Origin of the sequence: Bradyrhizobium sp. CCBAU 45394 (genome assembly GCF_028128655.1) — a bacterium.
Classification (GTDB): Bacteria; Pseudomonadota; Alphaproteobacteria; order Rhizobiales; family Xanthobacteraceae; genus Bradyrhizobium; species Bradyrhizobium diazoefficiens.
In genome coordinates this window covers 195,617-218,115 of the sequence record NZ_LBIX01000012.1, presented here as the reverse complement: position 1 = coordinate 218,115, position 22,499 = coordinate 195,617, and the positions used below count along the sequence as shown (strand labels likewise).

The 22,499-nt window shown below is 65.1% G+C and carries 20 protein-coding genes; 7 read left to right on the top strand and 13 right to left on the bottom strand.

Features of this window, described 5'->3' with window-relative positions; all coding sequences use genetic code 11:
• Positions 1–125: 125 nt before the first annotated feature.
• Together WN73_RS08200 and WN73_RS08195 are read left to right on the top strand one after the other, a co-directional pair.
• The gene (locus WN73_RS08200) at positions 126–1,493 is read left to right on the top strand and encodes a flippase (protein WP_028173467.1); all 1,368 of its coding nucleotides are present in this window, start codon (positions 126–128) and stop codon (positions 1,491–1,493) included.
• Between the two features lie 188 nt (positions 1,494–1,681).
• Positions 1,682–2,506, top strand: a complete 825-nt coding sequence (locus WN73_RS08195) for a sulfite exporter TauE/SafE family protein (protein ID WP_028173468.1) — start codon at positions 1,682–1,684, stop codon at positions 2,504–2,506.
• A 127-nt stretch (positions 2,507–2,633) separates the two neighbouring features.
• Here WN73_RS08195 and WN73_RS08190 read toward each other — a convergent pair whose 3' ends face one another.
• From WN73_RS08190 to cysG, 12 genes are all read right to left on the bottom strand, one after another.
• Positions 2,634–3,422 carry a 3-hydroxybutyrate dehydrogenase gene (locus WN73_RS08190; protein ID WP_011084304.1) on the bottom strand — a complete coding sequence of 263 codons (789 nt, stop codon included), beginning with the start codon at positions 3,420–3,422 and terminating at the stop codon, positions 2,634–2,636.
• The gene (locus tag WN73_RS08185; RefSeq protein WP_271552286.1) at positions 3,415–4,602 is read right to left on the bottom strand and encodes a patatin-like phospholipase family protein; all 1,188 of its coding nucleotides are present in this window, start codon (positions 4,600–4,602) and stop codon (positions 3,415–3,417) included. The genes WN73_RS08190 and WN73_RS08185 overlap by 8 nt, the downstream gene beginning before the upstream one ends.
• A 78-nt stretch (positions 4,603–4,680) precedes the next feature.
• Positions 4,681–5,184 (bottom strand): CAP domain-containing protein, encoded by a 504-nt coding sequence (locus tag WN73_RS08180; protein WP_271552285.1) that lies wholly within the window; start codon positions 5,182–5,184, stop codon positions 4,681–4,683.
• 177 nt (positions 5,185–5,361) lie between these two features.
• Positions 5,362–6,396, bottom strand: a complete 1,035-nt coding sequence (locus WN73_RS08175; protein WP_028173471.1) for a sulfate/molybdate ABC transporter ATP-binding protein — start codon at positions 6,394–6,396, stop codon at positions 5,362–5,364.
• Positions 6,386–7,297: a sulfate ABC transporter permease subunit CysW gene (gene cysW, locus WN73_RS08170; RefSeq protein WP_271552284.1), complete on the bottom strand. Its 912-nt coding sequence runs from the start codon at positions 7,295–7,297 to the stop codon at positions 6,386–6,388. The genes WN73_RS08175 and cysW overlap by 11 nt, the downstream gene beginning before the upstream one ends.
• Positions 7,298–7,308: 11 nt before the next feature.
• On the bottom strand, positions 7,309–8,115 hold the full coding sequence (gene cysT / locus WN73_RS08165; RefSeq protein WP_028173473.1) for a sulfate ABC transporter permease subunit CysT: 807 nt from the start codon (positions 8,113–8,115) through the stop codon (positions 7,309–7,311).
• A 70-nt stretch (positions 8,116–8,185) separates the two neighbouring features.
• Positions 8,186–9,187 carry a sulfate ABC transporter substrate-binding protein gene (locus WN73_RS08160; RefSeq protein ID WP_271552283.1) on the bottom strand — a complete coding sequence of 334 codons (1,002 nt, stop codon included), beginning with the start codon at positions 9,185–9,187 and terminating at the stop codon, positions 8,186–8,188.
• Between the two features lie 124 nt (positions 9,188–9,311).
• The gene (locus WN73_RS08155) at positions 9,312–10,043 is read right to left on the bottom strand and encodes a phosphoadenylyl-sulfate reductase (protein WP_271552282.1); all 732 of its coding nucleotides are present in this window, start codon (positions 10,041–10,043) and stop codon (positions 9,312–9,314) included.
• A complete protein-coding gene (locus tag WN73_RS08150; RefSeq protein WP_271552281.1) occupies positions 10,040–10,555 on the bottom strand; it encodes a DUF934 domain-containing protein in 516 nt (171 codons plus the stop codon). The genes WN73_RS08155 and WN73_RS08150 overlap by 4 nt, the downstream gene beginning before the upstream one ends.
• The gene (locus tag WN73_RS08145) at positions 10,542–12,197 is read right to left on the bottom strand and encodes a nitrite/sulfite reductase (protein ID WP_271552280.1); all 1,656 of its coding nucleotides are present in this window, start codon (positions 12,195–12,197) and stop codon (positions 10,542–10,544) included. Before WN73_RS08145 ends, WN73_RS08150 begins: the two co-directional genes overlap by 14 nt.
• 28 nt (positions 12,198–12,225) lie before the next feature.
• Positions 12,226–12,534 carry a DUF2849 domain-containing protein gene (locus tag WN73_RS08140; protein ID WP_011084294.1) on the bottom strand — a complete coding sequence of 103 codons (309 nt, stop codon included), beginning with the start codon at positions 12,532–12,534 and terminating at the stop codon, positions 12,226–12,228.
• Positions 12,531–13,955, bottom strand: a complete 1,425-nt coding sequence (gene cysG, locus WN73_RS08135; RefSeq protein WP_271552279.1) for a siroheme synthase CysG — start codon at positions 13,953–13,955, stop codon at positions 12,531–12,533. Before cysG ends, WN73_RS08140 begins: the two co-directional genes overlap by 4 nt.
• A gap of 245 nt (positions 13,956–14,200) precedes the next feature.
• Between cysG and cysD the strand changes: the two genes are divergently transcribed.
• From cysD to WN73_RS08115, 4 genes are all read left to right on the top strand, one after another.
• Positions 14,201–14,995 carry a sulfate adenylyltransferase subunit CysD gene (cysD, locus tag WN73_RS08130; protein WP_011084292.1) on the top strand — a complete coding sequence of 265 codons (795 nt, stop codon included), beginning with the start codon at positions 14,201–14,203 and terminating at the stop codon, positions 14,993–14,995.
• A 20-nt stretch (positions 14,996–15,015) separates the two neighbouring features.
• Positions 15,016–16,932 carry an adenylyl-sulfate kinase gene (gene cysC / locus WN73_RS08125; protein WP_011084291.1) on the top strand — a complete coding sequence of 639 codons (1,917 nt, stop codon included), beginning with the start codon at positions 15,016–15,018 and terminating at the stop codon, positions 16,930–16,932.
• A gap of 396 nt (positions 16,933–17,328) precedes the next feature.
• Positions 17,329–19,494: a malate synthase G gene (locus WN73_RS08120; protein ID WP_271552278.1), complete on the top strand. Its 2,166-nt coding sequence runs from the start codon at positions 17,329–17,331 to the stop codon at positions 19,492–19,494.
• A gap of 130 nt (positions 19,495–19,624) precedes the next feature.
• The gene (locus WN73_RS08115) at positions 19,625–19,825 is read left to right on the top strand and encodes a CsbD family protein (protein WP_027544225.1); all 201 of its coding nucleotides are present in this window, start codon (positions 19,625–19,627) and stop codon (positions 19,823–19,825) included.
• A 74-nt stretch (positions 19,826–19,899) separates the two neighbouring features.
• On the opposite strand, the gene WN73_RS08110 is transcribed toward WN73_RS08115, so the two are convergent.
• The gene (locus WN73_RS08110) at positions 19,900–20,055 is read right to left on the bottom strand and encodes a Thivi_2564 family membrane protein (protein ID WP_011084288.1); all 156 of its coding nucleotides are present in this window, start codon (positions 20,053–20,055) and stop codon (positions 19,900–19,902) included.
• 272 nt (positions 20,056–20,327) lie between these two features.
• Here WN73_RS08110 and WN73_RS08105 point away from each other — a divergent pair, with 272 nt between their 5' ends.
• A complete protein-coding gene (locus tag WN73_RS08105; RefSeq protein ID WP_271552277.1) occupies positions 20,328–22,421 on the top strand; it encodes a methyl-accepting chemotaxis protein in 2,094 nt (697 codons plus the stop codon).
• Positions 22,422–22,499: the final 78 nt, after the last annotated feature.

Genomic DNA, 22,499 nt, shown 5'->3' with positions numbered 1-22,499 from the left:
GGTCCTGGCTTTCGCCAGGACGACGACGGAAAGCACCCAACCGAATCTTAACGAATGGTTGCTAATTCCCAAGGCTGCTGCAGCAAGGCTGCCGTGGCATGCGGAACGCCCTGGGGATTTTCGAATTGGCCGTGATGGATGCACAACCCGCAACGACCGGACCGGACGGGCTGATCGCGCGGCTGCGGGCTAGGCTCTCGGGCGGATCGAGCGAAGCGTCGCTGACGCGGCGGCTGGCCGGCACCATCTTCATCATCCGCGTCATCAGCGCGGGCCTTGCCTATTTTTCGCAGGTTCTGCTCGCGCGCTGGATGGGCACGTCCGACTACGGCATCTACGTCTATGTCTGGACCTGGGTGCTGCTGCTCGGCAGCATGATGGATTTCGGCATCTCGGCCTCCGCACAGAAGATCATTCCGGAGTATCGCACCGACGGCGAGCATGCGCTGCTGCGCGGCTTTCTCTCCGGCAGCCGCTGGCTGACCTTTGCCGTCTCCGCGCTGGTGTCGCTCGGCCTCGCCGGCATCGTCAGGCTGCTGTCGCCCTGGATCGATCCGGCCGAGGCGCTGCCGCTTTATATCGGCTGCATGACGCTGCCCGCCTTCGTCGTCGCCAACACCCAGGACGGCATCGCCCGCTCGCATGACTGGATGCAGCTCGGCCTGATGCCGCAATTCATCATCCGCCAGGCGCTGATCATCGGCATCACGGCTTCTGCCTTCCTGCTCGGCTATCATATCGGCGCGGTCGCCGCGATGGTCGCGAGCCTGGGTGCGGTGTGGATCGCAATGACCGGGCAGATGGTGGTGCTGAACCGTAAGCTCGCCGGCCATATCGAGCCCGGGCCGAAGGCCTATGACATCAGCGGCTGGCTCGCCGTCTCGCTGCCGATCCTGCTGGTGGAGAGCTTCTATCTGCTGCTGTCCTACACCGACGTGCTGGTGCTTCAGCAGTTCCGCCCCTCCGACGAGGTCGGCGTCTACTTCGCGGTGGTGAAGACGCTGGCGCTGGTCTCGTTCATCCACTACGCGATGTCGGCGACGACCGCGCACCGCTTCGCCGAATACAATGCGCTGGGGGACAAAGCGCGCCTGTCGGCCTATGTCGCACATGCCATCAATTGGACGTTCTGGCCGTCGCTGGCGGCGACCATCGTGCTGCTCGCGTTCGGCAAGCCGCTGCTCTGGCTGTTCGGGCCGCAATTCACGGTCGGCTACGACATCATGTTCGTCGCCGCGATCGGGCTGGTCGTGCGCGCCGCCATCGGCCCGGTGGAGCGGCTGCTCAACATGCTCGGGCAGCAGAAGATCTGCGCGCTGGCCTATGCGCTGGCCTTCGTGATGAACGTCGTGCTCTGCGTCGCGCTGGTGCCGCGCTTCGGCGGCCATGGCGCCGCGGCCGCGACCTCGATCTCGCTCAGCTTCGAGACGGTGCTGCTGTTCTGGATCGTGCGGCAGCGCCTCGGCCTGCATGTTCTGGCGTTTGGAAAATAACCGCTCGCCTGCCCTGCCCCTTGGGGAACGCCTATTGCGTGACAGGCTCGGAAACGAGGCGAAACGACTGCCATTCGCCGGCCGGTAGCATGATTTTTCTTATTTGGTCCAAGAGGTTGCCTCCCAGGGAAAATTTATTCTACGTCATATTGCCCAACTGACGAGATAAACCTAAGATTCCCCAGACCATGATTGATCCGCTTTACGTCGCCTCGGGTTTTGGCGTCGGCCTGCTTGTCGGGATGACCGGCGTGGGTGGCGGCTCGTTGATGACACCGCTGCTGATCCTGCTGTTCGGCGTCCATCCGTCCACCGCTGTCGGCACCGACCTGCTTTATGCCGCCGCCACCAAGACCGGCGGCAGCGTGGTGCATGGCTGGTCGCGCAGCGTGCACTGGCCGGCGGTGCTTCGGCTCGCCTGCGGCAGCCTTCCGGCAAGCGCGCTGACGCTGCTCGTGCTGTGGCAGCTCGATCTCAGGAGCGATGCCGAGCGCAGCCTCGTCAATCTGGTGCTGTGCTTCGCCCTGCTGCTGACCGCAACGTCCCTGATCTTCCGCAAGGCGATCATGGAACGCTACCGCAGGAAGCGGGAGCGCGTCGACGAGCGCACCACGGCGATTGCGACCGTGGTCACGGGAATCGTGCTCGGTGTGCTGGTGTCGATTTCGTCCGTCGGCGCCGGCGCGGTCGGCGTGACCGTGCTGCTGCTGCTCTACCCGCGCCTGCCGATGGCGACCATCGTCGGCTCCGACATCGCCCATGCGGTGCCGCTGACGCTGGTCGCGGGCATCGGACATTGGGCGCTTGGTGACGTCGATTGGGGGCTGATGGGGGTGCTGCTGCTGGGCTCGCTGCCCGGCATCATCGTCGGCAGCTTCAGCGCGACGCGAGTCCCCGAGACGGTGCTGCGCCTGACGCTTGCCAGCGTGCTGTTCGTGGTCGCCGGCAAGATCATGTTTGCGGAGCTGAACCTGTCATCCGCGTTCGTGACGGCGCTGGCCTGGACGCATTGAACGGAAACGTCGTGCGAGAAGTCGTAGGGTGGGCAAAGCGAAGCGTGCCCACCGCCTTTCGTCAATCTGAGAAAGTATGGCGGGCACGGCGCTGACGCGCCTTTGCCCACCCTACGGCATCGAGTGCCTACTCCGCCGTCCAGCCGCCGTCGATCGAGAGGTTGGTGCCGGTGATCTGCGCGGCATCGTCGCTGCACAGGAACAGCGCCAGTGCGGCGACCTGCTCGGAGGTGACGAACTCCTTGGTCGGCTGGGCGTCGAGCAGCACGTCGTTGATGACCTGCTCACGCGTGAGATTGCGCGCCTTCATCGTGTCGGGGATCTGCTTCTCGACCAGCGGCGTCCAGACATAGCCGGGGCTGATGCAGTTGCAGGTGATCTTGTGGGTCGCGACTTCCAGCGCCACGGTCTTGGTAAGACCGGCGATGCCGTGCTTGGCCGAGACGTAGGCCGACTTGAAGGGCGAGGCGACCAGCGAGTGCGCCGACGCCGTGTTGATGATGCGACCCCAGCCCTTCTTCTTCATGCCGGGCACCGCGGCGCGAATGGCATGGAAGGCCGAGGACAGGTTGATCGCGATGATCTGGTCCCATTTCTCCGGCGGGAATTCCTCGATCGGCGAGACGAACTGGATGCCGGCATTGTTGACGAGGACGTCGACCGAGCCGAAGGTCTTCTCGCCGAGCGCGATCATCCCGGCGATCTCGGCCGGCTTGGTCATGTCGGCGGGCGAGTAGATCGCCTTCCCGCCGAAGTCCGCCTCGATCTTCGCACGTTCCTTCTCGATGTCCTCGGCCGAGCCGAAGCCGTTGATGACGACGTTGGCACCGGCCGCCGCGAAGGCACGCGCATAGGCGAGCCCGATACCGCTGGTCGATCCGGTCACGACGGCGTTCTTGCCTGACAGACTACCCATTCTTTTCGCTCCTTTTTGCCGGGGGCGCGGAGACGTCCCCCGTGAGATCGTAGGTCACCATGGTCTCGCCGGATTGCGGCTGATCGAGCCTGTCCTTGTGGCGCATCGAGAGATGCACGTCGCGCACGCCGGCTTCCCAATGCTCGACCATGGCCACGTGCGAGAAATCATAGTCCTTGGACGAGGATTCGTAGTTCTTGCTGCGGTAGATCAGGTGCACCACGGTGACCGTGCTCTCACGAGATGCCTTCGCAAGAAATTCGACGGAAGGGTCGTTCTTGAGATAATCGGGCAATTTGGAAATCAGGTCGCGCACCGCCCTGCGGGCGTTGTGGATCTGCTTGTTCTTGTCGGTGTTCATCCGCGTGCGGCTGGAGAAGCGGATGTCCTTCTCGCGCTCGGTGGCCTCTAACAGCGAATTCGGCAGGTCGCCGCGGGCGCTGAACAGATCCACCTGGAAGATCAGCATGTCGCGAGCCAATTCGGCATCGAGCACGTAGTCGAGCGGCGTGTTGGAGGCGATGCCGCCGTCCCAGTAATGCTCGCCGTCGATGACGACGGACGGAAAGCCCGGCGGCAGCGCGCCGGAGGCCATGATGTGCTCGGGACCGATCTTCTTGCCGAGTTTCTTGAACTCGTAATTGTCGAAATATTTGAAGTTGCCGGAGGTGACGCCGACGGCGCCGACGGAGAAGCGCGTCTTGAGGTCGTTGATGCGGTCGAAATCGACCAGACGCTCCAGCGTCTTCTTCAGGGGCGACGTGTCGTAGTAGCTTTCCGCCTCGGGATGGCCCGGCGGCCACATCGGCGCGGGCGGCACGCGCGGGACGAAGAAGCCGGGGACGCCGAAGGTCGCGATCAGCGCGGCGCTGGTGGAGTTGAACAGCTCGCGACTGTGGTCGCTCTTGCCGATCGGCTTCCACGGCACCGGCGCCGAGACCATCTCCCAGAATTCCTTCATCCGCTTGACGCGGGTGTGGCCCTCATTGCCGGCGATGATGGCGGCGTTGACCGCCCCGATGGAGATGCCGGCGACCCATTCGGGCTCGAAGCCATAGCCGCACAGCGCCTGATAGGCGCCGGCCTGATAGGAGCCGAGCGCACCGCCGCCCTGCAACACCAGGACACGTTGCGCATTTGCGGGGACGCTGGCGGTTTCCGGGCTGGTATGATCTGTCATGCGGGAACAATAGCAGATGGCGAGCGACCGTGGCGACAGTTCGCCGCGGCGTCAATGCATCCCGGGATCAAGTCTGGCTTATCGGGGATCCGTCGAGGCCAGGATCATGGTCCAGAACACCTTGTACTTGGTGCCTGGAGCATAGCCCGCCGCGATGCCCAATTTTGTGACACCGCTCTTGAGCATGTTCGCCCGGTGCGGGGGCGAGTCGCGCCAGCCGGAAAACGCTTCCGCCAACGTATGATAGCCGGCCGAGACGTTCTCGACCGCCACGCTGGCCGGATAGCCGCCGGCACTGAGGCGCTTGGCCAGGGGCGCGCGAACGTCATGGTCCATCTTGTTGGCCGCCGCCATCGCCTGGGACTGGGATTCGGCGAGCCGCATCAGGTCGGGGTCGATCACGACGGTGCCGAGCCCATTGTTCTGGCGGTATTGCGAGATCATCACCGCGGCCGCCGGCGCGTCGAGCTTGGCGCCCGGGACCGCCATATCGGCATACATCGACGGCTGCTGGACCGGTGCTTCGTTGCCGGCACAGCCGGCGAGCAGCAAAGTAACGAGTATTGCGGCCGCAGCGCGCATGAATCGGGGCCCCCAAATGAAGGGCCGTTGTTGCATACCAACCGTGGCTGAAAGGTGAATTTTGAGGAAAATCGTGCCCATCATGCCGGGGCAGTGCGCGGCACTGAACCCGGAAGCTCGCTCTATCATCTCGAGATTCCGGGTTCGCGCTGACGCGCGCCCCGGAATGACGGGGCGTTAACCCGCGAATATCCGGTATCGGCGGGGCTCGAGGCCGACCCTGTCTCCGGCGCGGAGTTCCTTGTCGCGGGGAGCGTCGATCTCGATGGTTTCGCCGCCGAACAGCGCCACCTCGGCCCGCTGCACCGGGCCGAAATTCCGGACATGCCGCACGGCGCCCTCGAAGGCGCCACTGCCGGGCGGACCGACCAGCATGTCATGTCGCCGCACGAACAGTCGCGACGCGCCAGGCGCAAGTCCGTCCGCCGCAAGCCGGAGCGGCCGCTCGCCGAGCCGGACCACGCCGTCGTCAATCCTGACCGGGAGCTCGATGGATTCGCCGATGAAGCCGTGGACAAAAGCAGTCGCCGGGCTTTCATAGACGTCTTCGGGCGAGCCGATCTGCTCGATCCTGCCCTTGTCCATCACCACGACGCGGTTGGCGACTTCCAGCGCTTCCTCCTGGTCGTGGGTGACGAAGATCGAGGTGACGTTGATCTCGTGATGCAGCGAGCGCAGCCATTTGCGCAGTTCTTTCCGCACCTTCGCATCGAGCGCGCCGAAGGGCTCGTCGAGCAACAGGATGCGCGGCTCGATCGCGAGCGCGCGGGCGAGCGCGATGCGCTGGCGCTGGCCGCCGGAGAGCTGGCTCGGATAGCGGTCGGCAAGCCAGTCGAGCTGCACGAGATCGAGCAGCTCCTTCACCCGGGCGCGGATCCTGGCTTCCTCTTTCCGGACCGCGCGCGGCTGCACGCGCAGGCCGAAGGCGACGTTCTCGAACACCGTCATGTGGCGGAACAGTGCGTAATGCTGGAACACGAAGCCGACGTGCCGCTCACGCGCGCCTTGCGCCAGCGCGTCCTCGCCGTTGAAGGAGACCTCGCCCGAGTCGGGCCAGTCGAGGCCAGCGATGATGCGCAGCAGCGTGGTCTTGCCGGAGCCCGAAGGCCCGAGCAGCGCCAGCAGCTCGCCATTGTCGACCTTGAGGTTGACGCCATCGAGGGCGGCAAAGCTGCCGAACTTCTTGACGAGATTCCTGACTTCAATGGTCACTTGCGTCCTGTCCTTCGTCCAGATGACGTTCGAGAACGGTCTTTGCGATCAGCGTGATCAGCGCCAGCATCGCCAGCAGCGAGGCGATCGCGAATGCGGCGACGAACTGGTACTCGTTGTAGAGGATCTCGACCAGCAGCGGCATGGTGTTGGTCTCGCCGCGAATGTGGCCCGACACGACCGACACCGCACCGAACTCGCCCATCGCGCGCGCGTTGCAGAGCAGGACGCCGTAGAGCACGCCCCATTTGATGTTCGGCAGCGTGACGCGGAAGAAGGTTTGCAGGCCCGAGGCGCCGAGCGAGATCGCGGCTTCCTCTTCCTGCGTGCCCTGCTCCTGCATCAGGGGGATCAGCGCGCGCGCCACGAAGGGGAAGGTCACGAAGGTGGTCGCGAGCGCAATGCCGGGCACAGCGAACAGGATCTGGATGTCGTGATCCCTAAGCCAGCCGCCGAAATAGCCCTGCGCGCCGAACAGCAGCACGAAGACGAGACCCGAGATCACCGGGCTCACCGAGAACGGCAGGTCGATCAGCGTGATCAGGAAGGTCTTGCCGCTGAACTCAAACTTGGCGATGGCCCAGGCGGCGACGAGGCCGAATACGAGATTGAGGCCGACCGAGATCGTTGCGACCAGCAGCGTCAGCTTGATCGCTGACAACGCCTCCGGGTCGGCGAGCGCGGAAAGATAGGCCAGAATGCCTCTCGAGAACGCCTGCGCGAACACGACGACCAGCGGCAGCACGACGAAGACGGAGAGGAACAGCACCGCCAGCGTGATGATGGCGATGCGCACCGCGCGCGGTTCGGTGCGAAGGTTGTCCTGCGCGGCCGCCGCATGCGCGCGCGCCCTGGCGTCCGAGGCCGAGAGCGAGACGGAATCTGCCATCTGCATCGTCATCGCATCCGCCCTCAGCGCGCCGGGATCCGGCTCTGCGCCCAGCGCTGGAGCCGATTGACGGCGAAGATAATGACGAAGGAGACGACGAGCATGACCACCGCAATGGCGGTCGCATCGGCGTAGCGGAATTCGGAGAGCCGGATCACGATCAGCAATGGCGCGATCTCGGAGACGTTCGGCAAATTGCCGGCGATGAAGATCACCGAACCGTATTCACCGACCGCGCGGGCGAAGGCGAGCGCGAGGCCCGTGAGCAGCGCCGGCGCGAGCGAGGGCAGGATCACGCGGATAATGGTCTGCCAGCGGCTCGCGCCCAGGCTGCCCGCGGCCTCCTCGATCTCGGGGTCGAGATCCTGGAGCACCGGCTGCACGGTGCGCACCACGAAGGGGATGCCGATGAAGATCATGGCGACGAAGATGCCGACCGGCGTGAACGCCACCTTGATGCCGAGCGCGGCGAGCGGCGCGCCCAGCCAGCCCTTCTCGGCAAACAGCGCGGTCAGCGCGACGCCGGCGACTGCCGTCGGCAGCGCGAACGGCACGTCGACGATGGCGTCGAACAGGCGCCGGCCGGGAAACCGGTAGCGCACCAACGCCCAGACGATGATGCTGCCCATGACCAGATTGACGCAGGCCGCCGCGAAGGCGAGCCCGAACGAGACCCGCAGCGCATTCAGGGTGCGGCGGCTGGAGAGGATGTTCCAGAACTGCTCGGGGCTCAGCTCGAGCGATTTCAGGAACAGGCCGGCGAGTGGAATCAGGATGATGATGGATAGCCAGGAAAGCGTCAGCCCCATGGTGAGACCGAAGCCCGGCAATGTCCGGCGTCGTGCTGCTACAACTGCGCTCACCAGGCCCCCTGCTACAGCCTCCTAAGACAGCGCCCGATCAGTTCTTGTAGATCTGATCGAAAATGCCGCCGTCGGCAAAATGTTCCTTCTGCGCCTTGGTCCAGCCGCCGAAAACGTCGTCGATCGTGAACAGCTCGACCTTGGCGAACGAGTTTTCATACTTTTTGGCGATCGCGGCATCGCGCGGACGGTAGAAATTGCGCGCGGCGATCTCCTGGCCTTCTCTGGTGTACCAGTACTGAAGATAGGCATCGGCGGCGTTGCGGGTGCCTTTTTTATCGGCGACCTTGTCGACGATCGCGACCGGCGGCTCGGCCAGGATCGATAGCGGCGGCGCCACGATCTCGAATTTTTCCGGACCGAATTCCTTGAGCGCGAGATAGGCCTCGTTCTCCCAGGCGAGCAGCACGTCGCCGACGCCGCGCTCGACGAAGGTCACGGTGGCGCCGCGCGCGCCGGTATCGAGCACCGGCACCTGCTGGTAGAGCTTTCCGACGAAGTCCTTGGCCTTGTCGGCCGATCCGTATTTCTTTTGCGCAAAGCCCCAGGCCGCCAGATAGTTCCAGCGCGCGCCGCCCGACGTCTTCGGGTTGGGCGTGATCACGGCGACGCCCGGCTTGAGCAGGTCGTCCCAGTCCTTGATGCCCTTCGGATTGCCCTTGCGCACCAGGAACACGATGGTGGACGTGTAGGGTGATGAATTCTGCGGCAGACGCTTCTGCCAGTCGGCCGTAATGAGGCCCTTGCTCGCGATCGCATTGATGTCATAGGCGAGCGCGAGCGTCACCACATCGGCCTGCAATCCGTCGATCACCGCGCGCGCCTGCGATCCGCTGCCGCCATGCGACTGCTTGATCTCGACGCTCTTGCCGGTTTCCTTCTGATAGGCGTTCACGAACGCCTTGTTGAACTCGCCATAGAGCTCGCGCGTCGGATCGTACGACACGTTCAGAAGATTGATGTCAGCAGCGAGAGCCGAGCTTGCCAAGAAGCCTGTCGCCAGGAGGCCTGCCGCGAGCAGAACGATACGGCGCATCATGTCCATCTCCATTCACCTCAGCGACGTCGATGTCGCCGATGGCACACGGGCATAACTCGGGACAAACCGCTCCTAAGTCAACGGAACCGGATTTTCTTGTTCGCGGCGTCGCAGCCTGACTGTGCTACGAAGTCTTCATCGTGTGGATGCCGCATTCTGTCTTGGCCCGGCCGCGCCAGCGACCGGCGCGCGCATCCTCGCCTTCGGCCGTTCTGCTGGTGCAAGGCATACACCCAACCGACAGGAAACCGGAGGCGGCCAGTGGATGACGCGGCAATTTGGCGCGGACGAAAATCGCCTCGAGTTCCTCGCGCGAAACGTTGGCGAAGGGGTTGAACTTCAACCGCGCGCCGTCGTCCTCGACCACCGGAATGTCGGCCCGCGCATTGCCCTGGAAGCGCTTGCGGCCATTGATCCAGGCATCGAACGGCTTCAGCGCGCGCGCCAGCGGCTCCACCTTGCGGATGCGGCAGCAGGCGTCGGGATCGGAGAACCAGAGGTCGCGATCGGGATCCTCGCGCGACAGCGTCTCCTCCGCCGGCTTGATCGAGCGGACGTCCTTGAGCCCCAGCGTCGCGATCAGCGTGTCGCGATAGGCGAGCGTCTCCTCGAACAGCCAGCCGGTGTCGAGGAAGATCACGGGGATCGACGGATCGACGTCCGCCATCACCTTCAGAAGCGTCGCCGATTCCGTGCCGAAGGACGACACCAGCGCAAGCTTGTCGCGGCCGACCGCCTTCAGGGCCGCGGCGATGACCTCTGCGGGCGAGGCATCGCGCAAGGCGCGATCGAGTTCCGCGGCCGAGGGCAGCGCGGAAACGGACACCGGAGATACCTGAGGCGCGATTGCGTTCACGTGCCGACACCTTCTGAATGACGCAACTGCATGCGCCGGTGCAGCGCCGTGATCCGGCCGTCGCCGGTCGGCTGGTAGAACACCGAATAGCGCTTAGCGGTCTGCATGAAGGCTTCCGCGTCGGCCTGCTTCTTGACCTCGAAGGAATCGAAGCCCGCCCGCAGCATGAACACGAACTGGTCGCGCAGCACCTGCCCGGTGGCACGCAGCTCGCCGCGATAGTTGTAGCGCTCGCGCAGCAGACGCGCCTGACTGTAGGCGCGTCCGTCGCGGAAGCTAGGGAACACCAGCGCAACGGCGGCGACATTGCCGAGATACGGCACGAGCTCGTCGATGTCGCGATTGTTCGGCCAGATCACGCCGACCTTGCCGGCACGCTTGAGCAACGCATCGGCCTCACCGACGAAACGCTCGGCCGGCACCAGGATGTCGCCGCCCTCCGGCAGCGGCGTGTCGACCGCCAGCTTGACGAAGCTGTCGTCGACGATTTTTCCGCCATTAACGAGTGGCATAGACACGCTCCTTGAAGGGTTCGACGCCGAGGCGCTTCACCGTGTCGATGAACAGCTCCTCCGGGCGCTCGCGCAGCGCGAGATAGGCTTCCACGATGTCCTCGACGACGTCGGCGACCTCGTCGAACTTGACGCCGGGGCCGATCAGATTGCCGAGCGCGGCGCTCTCGTCGGCACGGCCGCCGATGGTGATCTGGTAGACCTCCTCGCCGTTCTTCTCGACGCCGAGAATGCCGATATGGCCGACATGGTGATGGCCGCAGGCATTGATGCAGCCGGAGATGTTGATGTGCAGCCGGCCGATCAGGTTGGCGAGCTCGTGATTGGCGAAGCGCCGCGTCAATTCCTGCGCGATCGGGATAGAGCGCGCATTCGCCAGCGAGCAATAGTCGAGCCCCGGGCAGGCGATGATGTCGGTGATCAGATTGACGTTCGGCGTCGCCAGCCCGAGCTTGTCGAGCGCCTTCCACAACGCCGGCAGATCGCGCTTGGCGACATGCGGAAGCGCCAGGTTCTGCTCGTGACCGACGCGGATTTCGCCGAAGGAATATCTGTCGGCGAGATCGGCGAGCGCATCCATCTGCTCGGCGGTGGCATCACCCGGAGGCGCGCCGATCGGCTTCAGCGAGATCGTGACGATGGAATAGCCCGGGTTCTTGTGCGGGGCGACGGAGTTCTTGCGCCACGCCTCGAACTCGGGATCGGCCGCGGCCTGCCGCAGCTCGTCCGGCATGTGCGGCAGCTTCTCGTAAGCGGGATAGATGAAGCGCGAGCGGATGTCCTCGATTACCTCGTCGTCGATCTGGAGCGAGGAGTTGCGGATGTGCTGCCACTCCTCCTCGACCTCGCGGGAGAATTTCTCGATGCCGAGCTCGTGCACCAGGATCTTGATCCGGGCCTTGTAGATGTTGTCGCGGCGTCCGTACTGATTGTAGACGCGCAGGATGGCCTCGATGTAGCTCAGGAGATCGCGGCCGTGCACGAAGTGCTTGATGGTCTTGCCGATGAACGGCGTACGGCCGAGACCGCCGCCGACCAGGACCTCGAAGCCGGTTTCGCCCTTCTCGTTCTTGATCAGGCGCAGTCCGATATCGTGAACCTTGATCGCGGCACGGTCGTGGTCCGACGCGGTGATCGCGATCTTGAACTTGCGCGGCAGGAACGAGAATTCCGGATGCAGCGTGGTGTGCTGGCGGATCAGCTCCGACCAGATGCGGGGATCCTCGATCTCACCGGGCGCGACGCCGGCCCACTGGTCCGAGGTGACGTTGCGCATGTTGTTGCCGGATGTCTGCATCGCGTGGATGCCGACCTCGGCGAGATCGGCCAGCGCGTCCGGCAGGTCCGACAGCTTGATCCAGTTGAACTGGATGTTCTGGCGCGTGGTAAAATGGCCGTAGCCGCGGTCGTATTTGCGCGCGACATGGGCAAGCGCCCGCAACTGGTTCGACGCCAGCGTGCCGTAGGGAATCGCGACGCGAAACATGTAGGCGTGGAGTTGCAGATAGACGCCGTTCTGCAAGCGCAGCATCTTGAATTCGTCTTCGGTGAGCTCGCCGGAGAGACGGCGCTGCACCTGGTCGCGGAATTCCGAGACGCGCTCGTTGACCAGCGTGCGGTCGATTTCGTCGTAAGCGTACATGAAGGATGCCTTACAGCTCTGCCAACATTCAGACGGGCAAGCCGATCGTCACGCCATCGCGGCGAATCTGCTCACGCAGATTACCCGGCAGGATCTTGCCGGCCTCGTCGACTTGCACCGGCGCGATATAGGGGCCGATCGCGCCGACGTCATCGGCCACGGCCTCGGCGAGCAACGCTTTCGCTTCGTCCGAGTTTCGCACGATCGCGGCATCAGTCAGTTCCACGGACCAGCCCCTGGCAGCCGTGCGATAGACGACGACGCCGTCCCAGGTCCGGTTGGCGGTCACAACGGAGGGACCCGTAATTTTCAGCTTTTGTTGCAGAGGAGAGGTCATTCGGCAGCATCCAATAGGTCGGAGATGATTTGCTTGGGTGTCTGGCGGCGAAGCGAGCCGGCATGCCGGACCACGTCGCCGATGATGAGGATGGCAGGACCGCCATGGATCCGCCGCACGAGCTCGGGCAGGTCGCGCAGCGTGCCGATCGCGCCTTGCGCATCGGGCCGCGTGACGCGGGCGAACACGCCGACCGGCGTTTCGGGCGAACGCCCCGCGGCGAACAGGCCTGCGCGCACGGCCGGCGCCGCGGTCATGCCCATGTAGACCACGACGGTCATCTTGGTGTCGGTGAGCGTCGACCAGTCCACGGCTTCCGCATCGCGCGCCTTGTGCGCGGTGAGGAAGGTGATGCGGGTCGCTTCATGACGATAGGTGAGCGGCACCTCGAAATCGGCGGCGCCGCCGAGCCCGGCGGTGATGCCGGGAATGATCGAATAGACAACGCCCGCCGAGCGCAGCGCTTCGACCTCTTCGCCGCCGCGGCCGAACACGAAGGGATCGCCGCCCTTCAGCCGCACCACGCGCTGACCTGACTGCGCGGCCTCGATCATGCGCGTGTTGATGGCGTCCTGGCCGATGCCGGGCTTGCCGACGCGGCGGCCGACCGCAACGCGCGTCGTGTCGCGGCGGATGCGATCGAGAATTTCGGACGAGACCAGCTCGTCATGGAAGACGATGTCGGCGTCCTGGAGCGCGCGCAGCGCCTTGATAGTGAGAAGATCGGGATCGCCCGGGCCGGCGCCGACCAGCGCAACGGAGCCTTCCGGCTTGTCGGCACGCGCGAACGCGGCGGGATCGGCAATGGCCTTGAGCGCCGCGGCCGCCTCGCCCTTGCGGCCGGCGAGCACGGAGGCGCCGATGGGGCCGTCGATGACGCGCTCCCAGAAGCGGCGGCGCAGCGGAAACTCGGCAATGCGCTCGTTGATGGACTTACGGAAGCCGCCGATGAACTCGGCGAGCTCGCCAATGCGCGCCGGCAGCAGCGCCTCAATCTTCTCGCGCACGCGTCGCGCCACCACCGGAGAGGTGCCGCCGGTGCCGACCGCGACCACGACATCGCCGCGATCGACGATGGCCGGGAAGATGAAGCTGGAATGCTCGAGATCGTCCATGACGTTGACCGGCAGGCCGAGCGCCTTCGCCCGCGCCGACATCGCAACGCCGACATCGCCCGCCCCGGCGCAGACGATCGCGATGACGCCTGAGAGATCGGCGATGAGCGGATCGCCGGTCGCGATGTCGACGCGCGCCGCGTCCTCGGAGCTAAGGCCCATGTCCTGATTGCCGTCGATCGCATGCACGCGGACGCGCGCATCGGCCGCAGTGAGCACGCGCAGCTTGGCGCGCAAAAGCTCACCCGCACCGATGAGGACCACCGGACCGGCCTTGAGATCGAGGAACACCGGCAAGAACCGCATACGATACTCGCTTCCCCCACATCCGGGGTTGACTGGAATTATTTTCTATATATGTGTCGTTTCGAGCGCGCAAAGAGAAAATTTTTTCTTCTCTCCTGCGCTGCAACTATAGAATTTTCGCCTCCAAACGCAAAGTGGCAGAGATGCATCTTCTCAAGGACGATTCCGCAGCTGTCGGAGTGAGCAGCCCCGCCCTCACCGGGCGCTCGGGCTCGCAAGAATTTTCTGCTGATGTTGCGCCCAGCATGGACCATCTGGACCAGCTCGAGGCGCAGAGCATCTACATTTTCCGCGAGGCCTTCGCCCGTCTGAAGAAGATCGCCCTGCTGTGGTCGCTCGGCAAGGACTCCAACGTCATGATCTGGCTGGCGCGCAAGGCGTTCTTCGGCCGCATGCCGTTCCCGGCCCTCCATGTCGACACCGGCAAGAAGTTTCCGGAGATGTATCGCTTCCGCGATCATTACGGGAAGGAGTGGGATCTCGACCTGCGGGTCGAGCCCTGCCCGCCCATCGATGCCGTCGACCCAACGCTGCCGCCGGCCGCCCGTTCCGCCGCGCGCAAGACCGAAGGCCTCAAGATGGCACTCGGCAAATACGGCTTCGACGGCCTGATCGCCGGCATCCGCCGCGACGAGGAGGCCACCCGCGCCAAGGAGCGCGTGTTCTCGCCGCGCGGTCTCGAAGGCAATTGGGACGTGCGCGACCAGCCGCCTGAGTTCTGGGATCATTTCAACGCCTCGCCGCCGCAAGGCGCGCATTTGCGCATCCATCCGATCCTGCATTGGACCGAGGCCGACATCTGGGCCTACACCAAGCGCGAGAACATCCCGATCATCCCGCTCTACCTGTCGCAAAACGGCAAGCGCTACCGCTCGCTGGGCGATCAGGACATCACCAATCCGGTGAATTCGACTGCGTCGACCATCGAGGAGATCCTGGTCGAGCTCGAGCAGACCAAGGTGCCGGAGCGCGCGGGACGCGCGCTCGACCACGAGACCGAAGACGCCTTCGAGCGACTGCGCGTCGCCGGCTATCTCTGACCTCAGGACGCAACGCGGCCATGAACATGATCGTCACCCCCGCTTCGCCCGCGACCCCGAACGGCACCACGCGCCCGCAGGTCCGGATCGTCATCGTCGGCCATGTCGACCACGGCAAGTCGACGCTGGTCGGCCGCCTCCTGCACGAGACCGGCAGCCTGCCCGACGGCAAGCTGGAGATGCTGAAGGCCGTCAGCGCGCGGCGCGGCATGCCGTTCGAATGGTCGTTCCTGCTCGACGCGCTCCAGACCGAGCGCGACCAGGGCATCACCATCGACACCACGCAGATCCGCTTCCGCACCAATTCGCGCGACATCGTGCTGATCGACGCGCCCGGCCATGCCGAATTCCTGCGCAACATGATCACCGGCGCCTCGCAGGCCGACGGCGCGGTGCTGATCATCGACGCGCTCGAGGGCGTGCGCGACCAGACAAGGCGGCACGGCTATCTCCTGCATCTGCTCGGCGTGAAGCAGGTTGCGATCGTCGTCAACAAGATGGACCGCGTGGATTTCTCCGCCGATCGCTTCCAGGCGATCAGCGACGAGATTTCCGCGCATCTCAACGGCCTCGGCGTGACGCCGACTGCCGTGATCCCGATCTCCGCGCGCGACGGTGATGGCGTCGCGACGCGCACCGACCGCATCGGCTGGTACAAGGGACCGACCGTGGTCGAGGCGCTGGACCAGCTCGAGCCGGCGCGCCCGCTGGAAGCGCTGGCGCTGCGGCTGCCGGTGCAGGCGATCTATAAGTTCGACGACCGCCGCATCGTGGCGGGCCGCATCGAATCCGGCAGCCTGGTTGCCGGGGACGAGATCGTGATCATGCCGGCCGGCAAGATCGCCAAGATCAAGACGGTCGAGAGCTGGCCGGCGACGCCGATTGCCGGACGGCAGGGCGCGGGCCGCTCGGTCGGCATCACGCTCGACCGCGAATTGTTCATCGAGCGCGGCGACATCGTCGCGCATGCGGGCAGTGCCCCGCGCGAGACGCGCCGCTTGCGCGCGCGCATCTTCTGGCTGCACGACAAGCCGCTGGCCAAGGGCGACCAGCTCCTGGTCCGCTGCGGGCCGAAGGAAAGCCGCGCCACCGTGGTGGCGATCGAGAAGGCGGTCGACCCGGGCGAATTGTCGAGCGTCGAGAACAAGGCGATCGGCCGCAACCATGTCGGCGAGATCGACATCTCTCTTTCGAATCCGATCGCCACCGATCCCTACACCGAGAATCCGCGCACCGGACGTCTGGTGATCGAGGTCTCCGGGCGCATCGCCGGCGGCGGTCTCGTGCTGTCGGTCGATGCCGGCCAGCGCGCCGTGCCGGTCGACATCGTGCCGGTGGAATCGGCGCTCCGCCCCGACGAGCGCTCTGCGCGCTATCAGCACAACGGCGCCGTGGTCTGGCTCACCGGCCTGCCGGCCTCCGGCAAGTCGACGCTGGCGAAGGCGCTGGAGCGGCGGCTGTTCACCAATGGCGGCTCGCCGATCCTGCTCGACGGCGACACGCTGCGGGCTGGACTCAACAACGATCTCGGCTTCTCCGCGTCCGACCGCAGCGAGAACATCCGCCGTCTCGCCGAGGTCGCGACGCATCTCGCCCGCAACGGCCACATCGCGATCGTCGCCGCCGTCTCGCCCGCCCGCGAGGACCGCGCCACCGCGCGCCGCATCGCCGACACCGCGTTCCGCGAGATCCATGTCGCGACACCGGCCGGCGTCTGCGAGGAGCGCGATCCGAAGGGCCATTACAAGAAGGCCCGCGCCGGCGCGCTGGCGTCGTTCACCGGCATCGGCAACGACTACGAGACACCGCAAGCGGCCGAGCTCGTGATCGACACGTCGACACGGACGGTCACTGAAGCCGCCGACGAGATCGAACAGATGCTGAAGACCACCGGCGTGCTGTTCGACGAAGTCGTGGATCTCGCCGCGAATATTTGAGGCGAGTGCTTTCCACGAGACGCCGCACTCTGTCTCCACGCTCTCCCGCGTTCCCTCCCCCCTTGCGGGGGAGGGCTAGGGAGAGGGGTCCACACAGGGACTCCCTCCAGCGGGCGAGAGTTCTTCTCGCCGACCTGGGCTACCCCTCTCCCCCGCCCTCCCCCGCAAGGGGGGAGGGAGCGCAGTTGTGCGCTTGGCGCCCAGCCGGGCTCAAGCGTTTGTAAAACGAGCCGGCCCGCCCACCGCTTCTTGACATTTTGACAACCCCCCAGGGGTCTTCTCACCGCCCCGATTTTGGGGCTAATAGGTCCCGAAAGCCGCCCCCTGTGGGCGCATTTTGCTGCTGTCGGGTCAAAAGCAGCCAAAAAACAGCCATTTCCAACAAGAAAGCCCATCATGAAACGCGTCGACGCCCACGGATTGAAGATCGCTCCTGTTCTGTTTGACTTCATCGCCAAGGAAGCGGCCCCGAAAACGGGGATCGCGCCGGATGCGTTCTGGGCCGGGGTTGCCGCCATCATCAAGGACCTTGGGCCGAAGAACCGGGCGCTGCTGGCGTTGCGCGACACGCTGCAGGCCAAGATCGACGACTGGCATCGCGCCAACAAGGGCAAGGCGTTCGACCTCAATGCCTATACCGCCTTCCTGAAGGAGATCGGCTATCTCGTCCCGGAGCCGGCGACGCAGAAGGTCGAGACCGCCAATGTGGACGAGGAGATCGGCAAGATCTGCGGCCCGCAGCTCGTCGTCCCCCTCACCAATGCGCGCTATGCGCTGAACGCGGCGAACGCCCGCTGGGGCTCGCTCTATGACGCCTTCTACGGCACCGACGCGATCCCCCACGATCCGTCCGAGAGCGGCAAGGGTTACAACAAGGCGCGCGGCGACAAGGTGATCGCGAAGGCCAAGGCCTTCCTCGACGCCGCCGTGCCGCTCGCGACCGGCAGCCACACCGACGTCACCGCCTACAGCATCGTCGCGGGCCAGCTCGCGGTGAAGCTGAAGAGCGGCAATGCGACCGCGCTGAAGAACGCCGCGCAGCTCGCCGGCTTCCAGGGCGATGCGGCCGCGCCGAGCGCGGTGCTGCTCGTCAACAACGGCCTGCATGTCGAGGTGACGATCAACCGCAACAGCGCGATCGGCAAGGACGATCCCGCCGGCGTCGCCGACATGGTCATGGAGGCCGCGGTCTCGACGATTCTCGACATGGAGGACTCGGTTGCCGCGGTCGACGCCGAGGACAAGGTGCTGGTCTACCGCAACACGCTCGGCCTGATGAACGGCACGCTCTCGGCCGACTTCGAGAAGGGCGGCAAGACGCTGACCCGTTCGCTCAACGCCGACCGCAGCTACAAGACGCCGGACGGCAAGGGCGAGGTGAAATTGCACGGCCGCAGCCTGCTGCTGATGCGCAATTGCGGTCACCACATGTTCACCGACGCAGTGCTGGACGAGACCGGCGAGGAGGTCCCGGAGGGTCTGCTCGACGCCGCCGTCTCGGGCCTGCTTGCGATCCACGACCTCAAGGGCAATTCGAAGGTCAAGAACAGCCGCACGGGATCTGCCTATATCGTCAAGCCGAAGATGCACGGCCCGGACGAGGTGTCGTTCACGTGCGAGATTTTCGACCGCGTCGAGAAGATGCTCGGCCTGCCGGAGAATACGCTCAAGGTCGGCATCATGGACGAGGAGCGGCGCACCACCGTCAACCTCAAGGCCTGCATCCAGCGCGCCTCCAAGCGCATCATGTTCATCAACACCGGCTTCCTCGACCGCACCGGCGACGAGATCCACACCTCGATGGAAGCGGGCCCCATGATCCGCAAGAACGAGATGAAGGCGCAGGCCTGGATCAAGGCCTACGAGGACTGGAACGTCGACATGGGCCTGATCGACGGCCTTCCCGGCCACGCCCAGATCGGCAAGGGCATGTGGGCCGCGCCCGACAAGATGGCGGACATGCTTGCGCAGAAACTCGCCCATCCGCAGGCCGGCGCCACCACCGCCTGGGTCCCCTCGCCGACCGCCGCGACGCTGCACGCGCTGCACTACCACCAGGTCAACGTCATCGCGCGCCAGGAGGAGCTGACCAAGGGCGGACCGCGCGCGAAGCTGTCCGACATCCTCACCATTCCGGTGTCGAAGTCGAACTGGGCGCCCGACGACGTCAAGCAGGAGATCGACAACAACTGCCAGGGCATCCTCGGCTATGTCGTGCGCTGGATCGACCAGGGCGTCGGCTGCTCCAAGGTGCCCGACATCCACGACGTCGGCCTGATGGAAGACCGCGCCACCTTGCGCATCTCCAGCCAGCACCTCGCCAACTGGCTGCACCAGGGCGTGATCACCGAGGCGCAGGTGATGGAATCGCTGAAGCGCATGGCCGTCGTCGTCGACAAGCAGAACGCGGGCGATGCCATCTACAAGCCGATGGCGCCCGCCTTCGACGGCGTCGCCTTCAAGGCCGCCTGCGACCTGATCTTCAAGGGCCGCGAGCAGCCGAACGGCTACACCGAGTACATCCTCACCGCGCGCCGCCGCGAGGCGAAGGCGGCGGGCTGAGCCCGGTCACCGAAATGTCAAAAGCCCCGGCGCGAGCCGGGGCTTTTTTGTTGGGCGAAACGTCGCGGCGCGAGGAGGAACGGCTGCGCACCGCTCGCGTTGTCGGGCCATCAACCAACGGGAGATGGTCATGGACTGGAACCGCATCGAAGGAAACTGGAAGCAGTTCAAGGGATCGGCCAAGGAGAAGTGGGCCAAGCTCACCGACGACGACCTCAAACTGATCGAGGGTCGTCGCGAGCAGCTCGAAGGCCGGCTGCAGGAACGTTACGGCAAGGCCAAGGACCAGGTTCGTCAGGACGTCGACGACTGGCTCAAGACGCTGCACTAGCGTGCTCGGGAACGCAGACCAAGCCCCGGCTTTCGCCGGGGCTTTCATTTGGAAACATCGTAGCGACGCGTCCGCTAGAATACCGTGAGATATTTCAACAGCGACACCACACCGATGATGATGACGACCACGCGCGCGATCTGCTTGGCGCGGCCGTCCATCGGCAACATGTTGATGAGATAGAGCACGAGAATGACGACGAGAAAGGTGACGAGTACGCCGACCAGCATCGCGAGGCCCCCTTCAGGCAGATTGCTAACGATAACCTAACGCCTGTCTCGCGCGACGGTTCCACCCGGGCAACCCATTGCAACTTCTAGTAAATGCGTACTTCTACCGGCAGGCCGGCTGCCTAAAACTTTACCCTTTTCCTTTCAGATGCAGAAACCGTTTGAGCCCCTGAAGCGCAAACGGCGTGCGATTGCCGATCTGCCGCGCCCCCGTTTGCCGATGTTGCCGGGCGTCTTCACGAAATTTGCAATGGGAATTTGGGGGGACTTCGATGCTCTATCGTCTGACCGTATCCGCGCTGCTGAAGGCGGTGATCGCGATCACGTCGGTCTGTGTGGTGATCGCGCTCTCGCTCACCGCCTATGAATCCTGGGATCGCCTCAAGACCGCCAACCGCATTTCGCAGATCGCCGACGCCTCCGCCGATCTGTTCAAGGCGATGCACAATCTGCGCACCGACCGCTCGACCACCAACCGGCTCCTGAACGCGACCGAGCCGATGGATTCCGAGATCGAGAAGTATTTGCGTGCGCTGCGCGATGCGCAGATGCCAGCGATGGCACGTGCGCTGGAGCTGCTGCCGAACATCGACTTCTCGCAATCAGGCACGCTGGTGCCGGAGCTCGCGCGCCTCAACAAGCTGCTGATCGAGGAGCAGAAGCAGTTCTGGGAGGACGTGGCCAAGCCCAAGGACCAGCGCCGCGCGGGCCTGCCGAAGGAATACATGGAGACGACGCAGGGCCTGCTCGAGACGCTCGACAAGCTCTCGAACGTCCTCGCCGCCACCGTCAACCACCAGGACGCCGTGATCGACCAGCTGCTGTCGATCAAGCAGAATGCCTGGCTGCTGCGCAACACCGCGGGCGAAGCCTCGCTGATCGTCTCGACCGGTCTTGCCGCCGGCAAGATCACCCCCGAAGCCCGGTACAACTACACCCAATATGTCGGCGGCACGTCGGCGATGTGGAAGGCGCTGGAATTGACGACCTCGGGCATGCAGTTGCCGCCGGCGCTTGCCTCCGCCCTGGCCGCGGCGAAGACCGCCTATTTCGAGCCGCAATATCTCGCGCTGCGAGACCGTCTCGCGGACACGCTGGTCAAGGGCGAGAAAGCCGAGATGACCGCCAACCAGTGGAGCCCGGTCACCGTCGGCCGTCTCTCCAGCGCGGTCGCGGTGGCGGAAGCCGCTCTCGATGCCGCCAAGAGCCATACGCTGGAACAGCGCTCCGCAGCTCAACGCGCACTCGTCATGCAGCTCGCACTTCTGGCGCTCGCCGTCGGCCTCGCCGTCGGTGCCATCATGCTGGTCAACCGCCGCGTCATCCATCCGCTCAACACCATGCGCGATGCCATGCTGACGGTCGCCGGCGGCGACCTTGCCGTGGACAGCGGCTATCTCGACCGCAAGGACGAGATCGGCGCGCTCGCCGGCGCGCTGGAGGCGTTCAAGCAGCAAGCGACCGACAAACTCAAGATCGAGGAGCAGGAGCGCGCGCGCAACGCGGGCGCTTCGGCCCGCCAGCGCGCGATCGAGGTCTATGTCGGCGAGTTCGAGGGCGCGGTGCGCAAGACGCTCGGCGAATTGAGCGAGGCCTCCGGTAAGATGCGCAAGACCTCGGGCGATCTGTCCGCGGTGTCGCGCCAGACCAACGACCGCGTGCAAGTCGCCGGCAAGGCCTCCAACGATGCCTCCATGAGCGTCGACAGCGTGGCCGCCGCCGCCGAGGAGCTCTCCGCCTCGATCAACGACATCAGCCAGCAGGCCGCCCATGCCGCGGGTATCGCCGGCCGCGCCGTCACCCAGGCGCGCGAAACCGACGGCACCGTGCAGGGCCTGGCAAAATCCGCCGAACGCATCGGCGAGGTCGTCGGCCTCATCAACACCATTGCGGCGCAGACCAATTTGCTGGCGCTCAACGCCACGATCGAGGCGGCGCGCGCCGGCGAAGCCGGCCGCGGCTTTGCCGTGGTCGCCTCCGAGGTGAAGTCGCTGGCGAGCCAGACGGCCAAGGCCACCGAGGAAATCTCCGAGCAGATCGCCGACATCCAGCGGGTGGCCGGCGACGCCATCAACGCAATCCAGACCATCGGCGGCATCATCGGCGAGGTGAACGAGGTCGCGACCGCGATCGCGGCCGCCGTGCAGGAGCAGGGTGCGGCGACGCAGGAGATCACCCGCAGCACGCAATTTGCGGCGCAGGGCACCAGGAACGTCTCCGACAACATCACCGGCGTCAGAGCCGATGCGGATGCCGCCGCAGCCGCCGCGGACAACGTCAAACACGCCTCCGAGACTCTGGAGAGCCAGAGCCGCCAGCTCGGCGAGGACGTCACCGGCTTCCTTGGCAAGATCCGCGCGGCTTAGGCTTCATAGGCGCGTGGCCGGCCACACACCCCGATGTCGTCCTGGCTTTCGCCAGGACGACGATGGCGGGTGCCAACC

What these genes read in the sequence shown, in the direction of transcription:
- WN73_RS08195 (WP_028173468.1), top strand. Translation starts at nt 1,682, where the DNA reads ATGATTGATCCGCTTTACGTCGCCTCGGGTTTTGGCGTCGGCCTGCTT.
- WN73_RS08190 (WP_011084304.1), bottom strand. Translation starts at nt 3,422, where the DNA reads ATGGGTAGTCTGTCAGGCAAGAACGCCGTCGTGACCGGATCGACCAGC.
- WN73_RS08185 (WP_271552286.1), bottom strand. Translation starts at nt 4,602, where the DNA reads ATGACAGATCATACCAGCCCGGAAACCGCCAGCGTCCCCGCAAATGCG.
- WN73_RS08180 (WP_271552285.1), bottom strand. Translation starts at nt 5,184, where the DNA reads ATGCGCGCTGCGGCCGCAATACTCGTTACTTTGCTGCTCGCCGGCTGT.
- cysW (WP_271552284.1), bottom strand. Translation starts at nt 7,297, where the DNA reads ATGACGATGCAGATGGCAGATTCCGTCTCGCTCTCGGCCTCGGACGCC.
- WN73_RS08160 (WP_271552283.1), bottom strand. Translation starts at nt 9,187, where the DNA reads ATGATGCGCCGTATCGTTCTGCTCGCGGCAGGCCTCCTGGCGACAGGC.
- WN73_RS08150 (WP_271552281.1), bottom strand. Translation starts at nt 10,555, where the DNA reads ATGCCACTCGTTAATGGCGGAAAAATCGTCGACGACAGCTTCGTCAAG.
- WN73_RS08145 (WP_271552280.1), bottom strand. Translation starts at nt 12,197, where the DNA reads ATGTACGCTTACGACGAAATCGACCGCACGCTGGTCAACGAGCGCGTC.
- WN73_RS08140 (WP_011084294.1), bottom strand. Translation starts at nt 12,534, where the DNA reads ATGACCTCTCCTCTGCAACAAAAGCTGAAAATTACGGGTCCCTCCGTT.
- cysG (WP_271552279.1), bottom strand. Translation starts at nt 13,955, where the DNA reads ATGCGGTTCTTGCCGGTGTTCCTCGATCTCAAGGCCGGTCCGGTGGTC.
- cysD (WP_011084292.1), top strand. Translation starts at nt 14,201, where the DNA reads ATGGACCATCTGGACCAGCTCGAGGCGCAGAGCATCTACATTTTCCGC.
- cysC (WP_011084291.1), top strand. Translation starts at nt 15,016, where the DNA reads ATGAACATGATCGTCACCCCCGCTTCGCCCGCGACCCCGAACGGCACC.
- WN73_RS08120 (WP_271552278.1), top strand. Translation starts at nt 17,329, where the DNA reads ATGAAACGCGTCGACGCCCACGGATTGAAGATCGCTCCTGTTCTGTTT.
- WN73_RS08115 (WP_027544225.1), top strand. Translation starts at nt 19,625, where the DNA reads ATGGACTGGAACCGCATCGAAGGAAACTGGAAGCAGTTCAAGGGATCG.
- WN73_RS08110 (WP_011084288.1), bottom strand. Translation starts at nt 20,055, where the DNA reads ATGCTGGTCGGCGTACTCGTCACCTTTCTCGTCGTCATTCTCGTGCTC.
- WN73_RS08105 (WP_271552277.1), top strand. Translation starts at nt 20,328, where the DNA reads ATGCTCTATCGTCTGACCGTATCCGCGCTGCTGAAGGCGGTGATCGCG.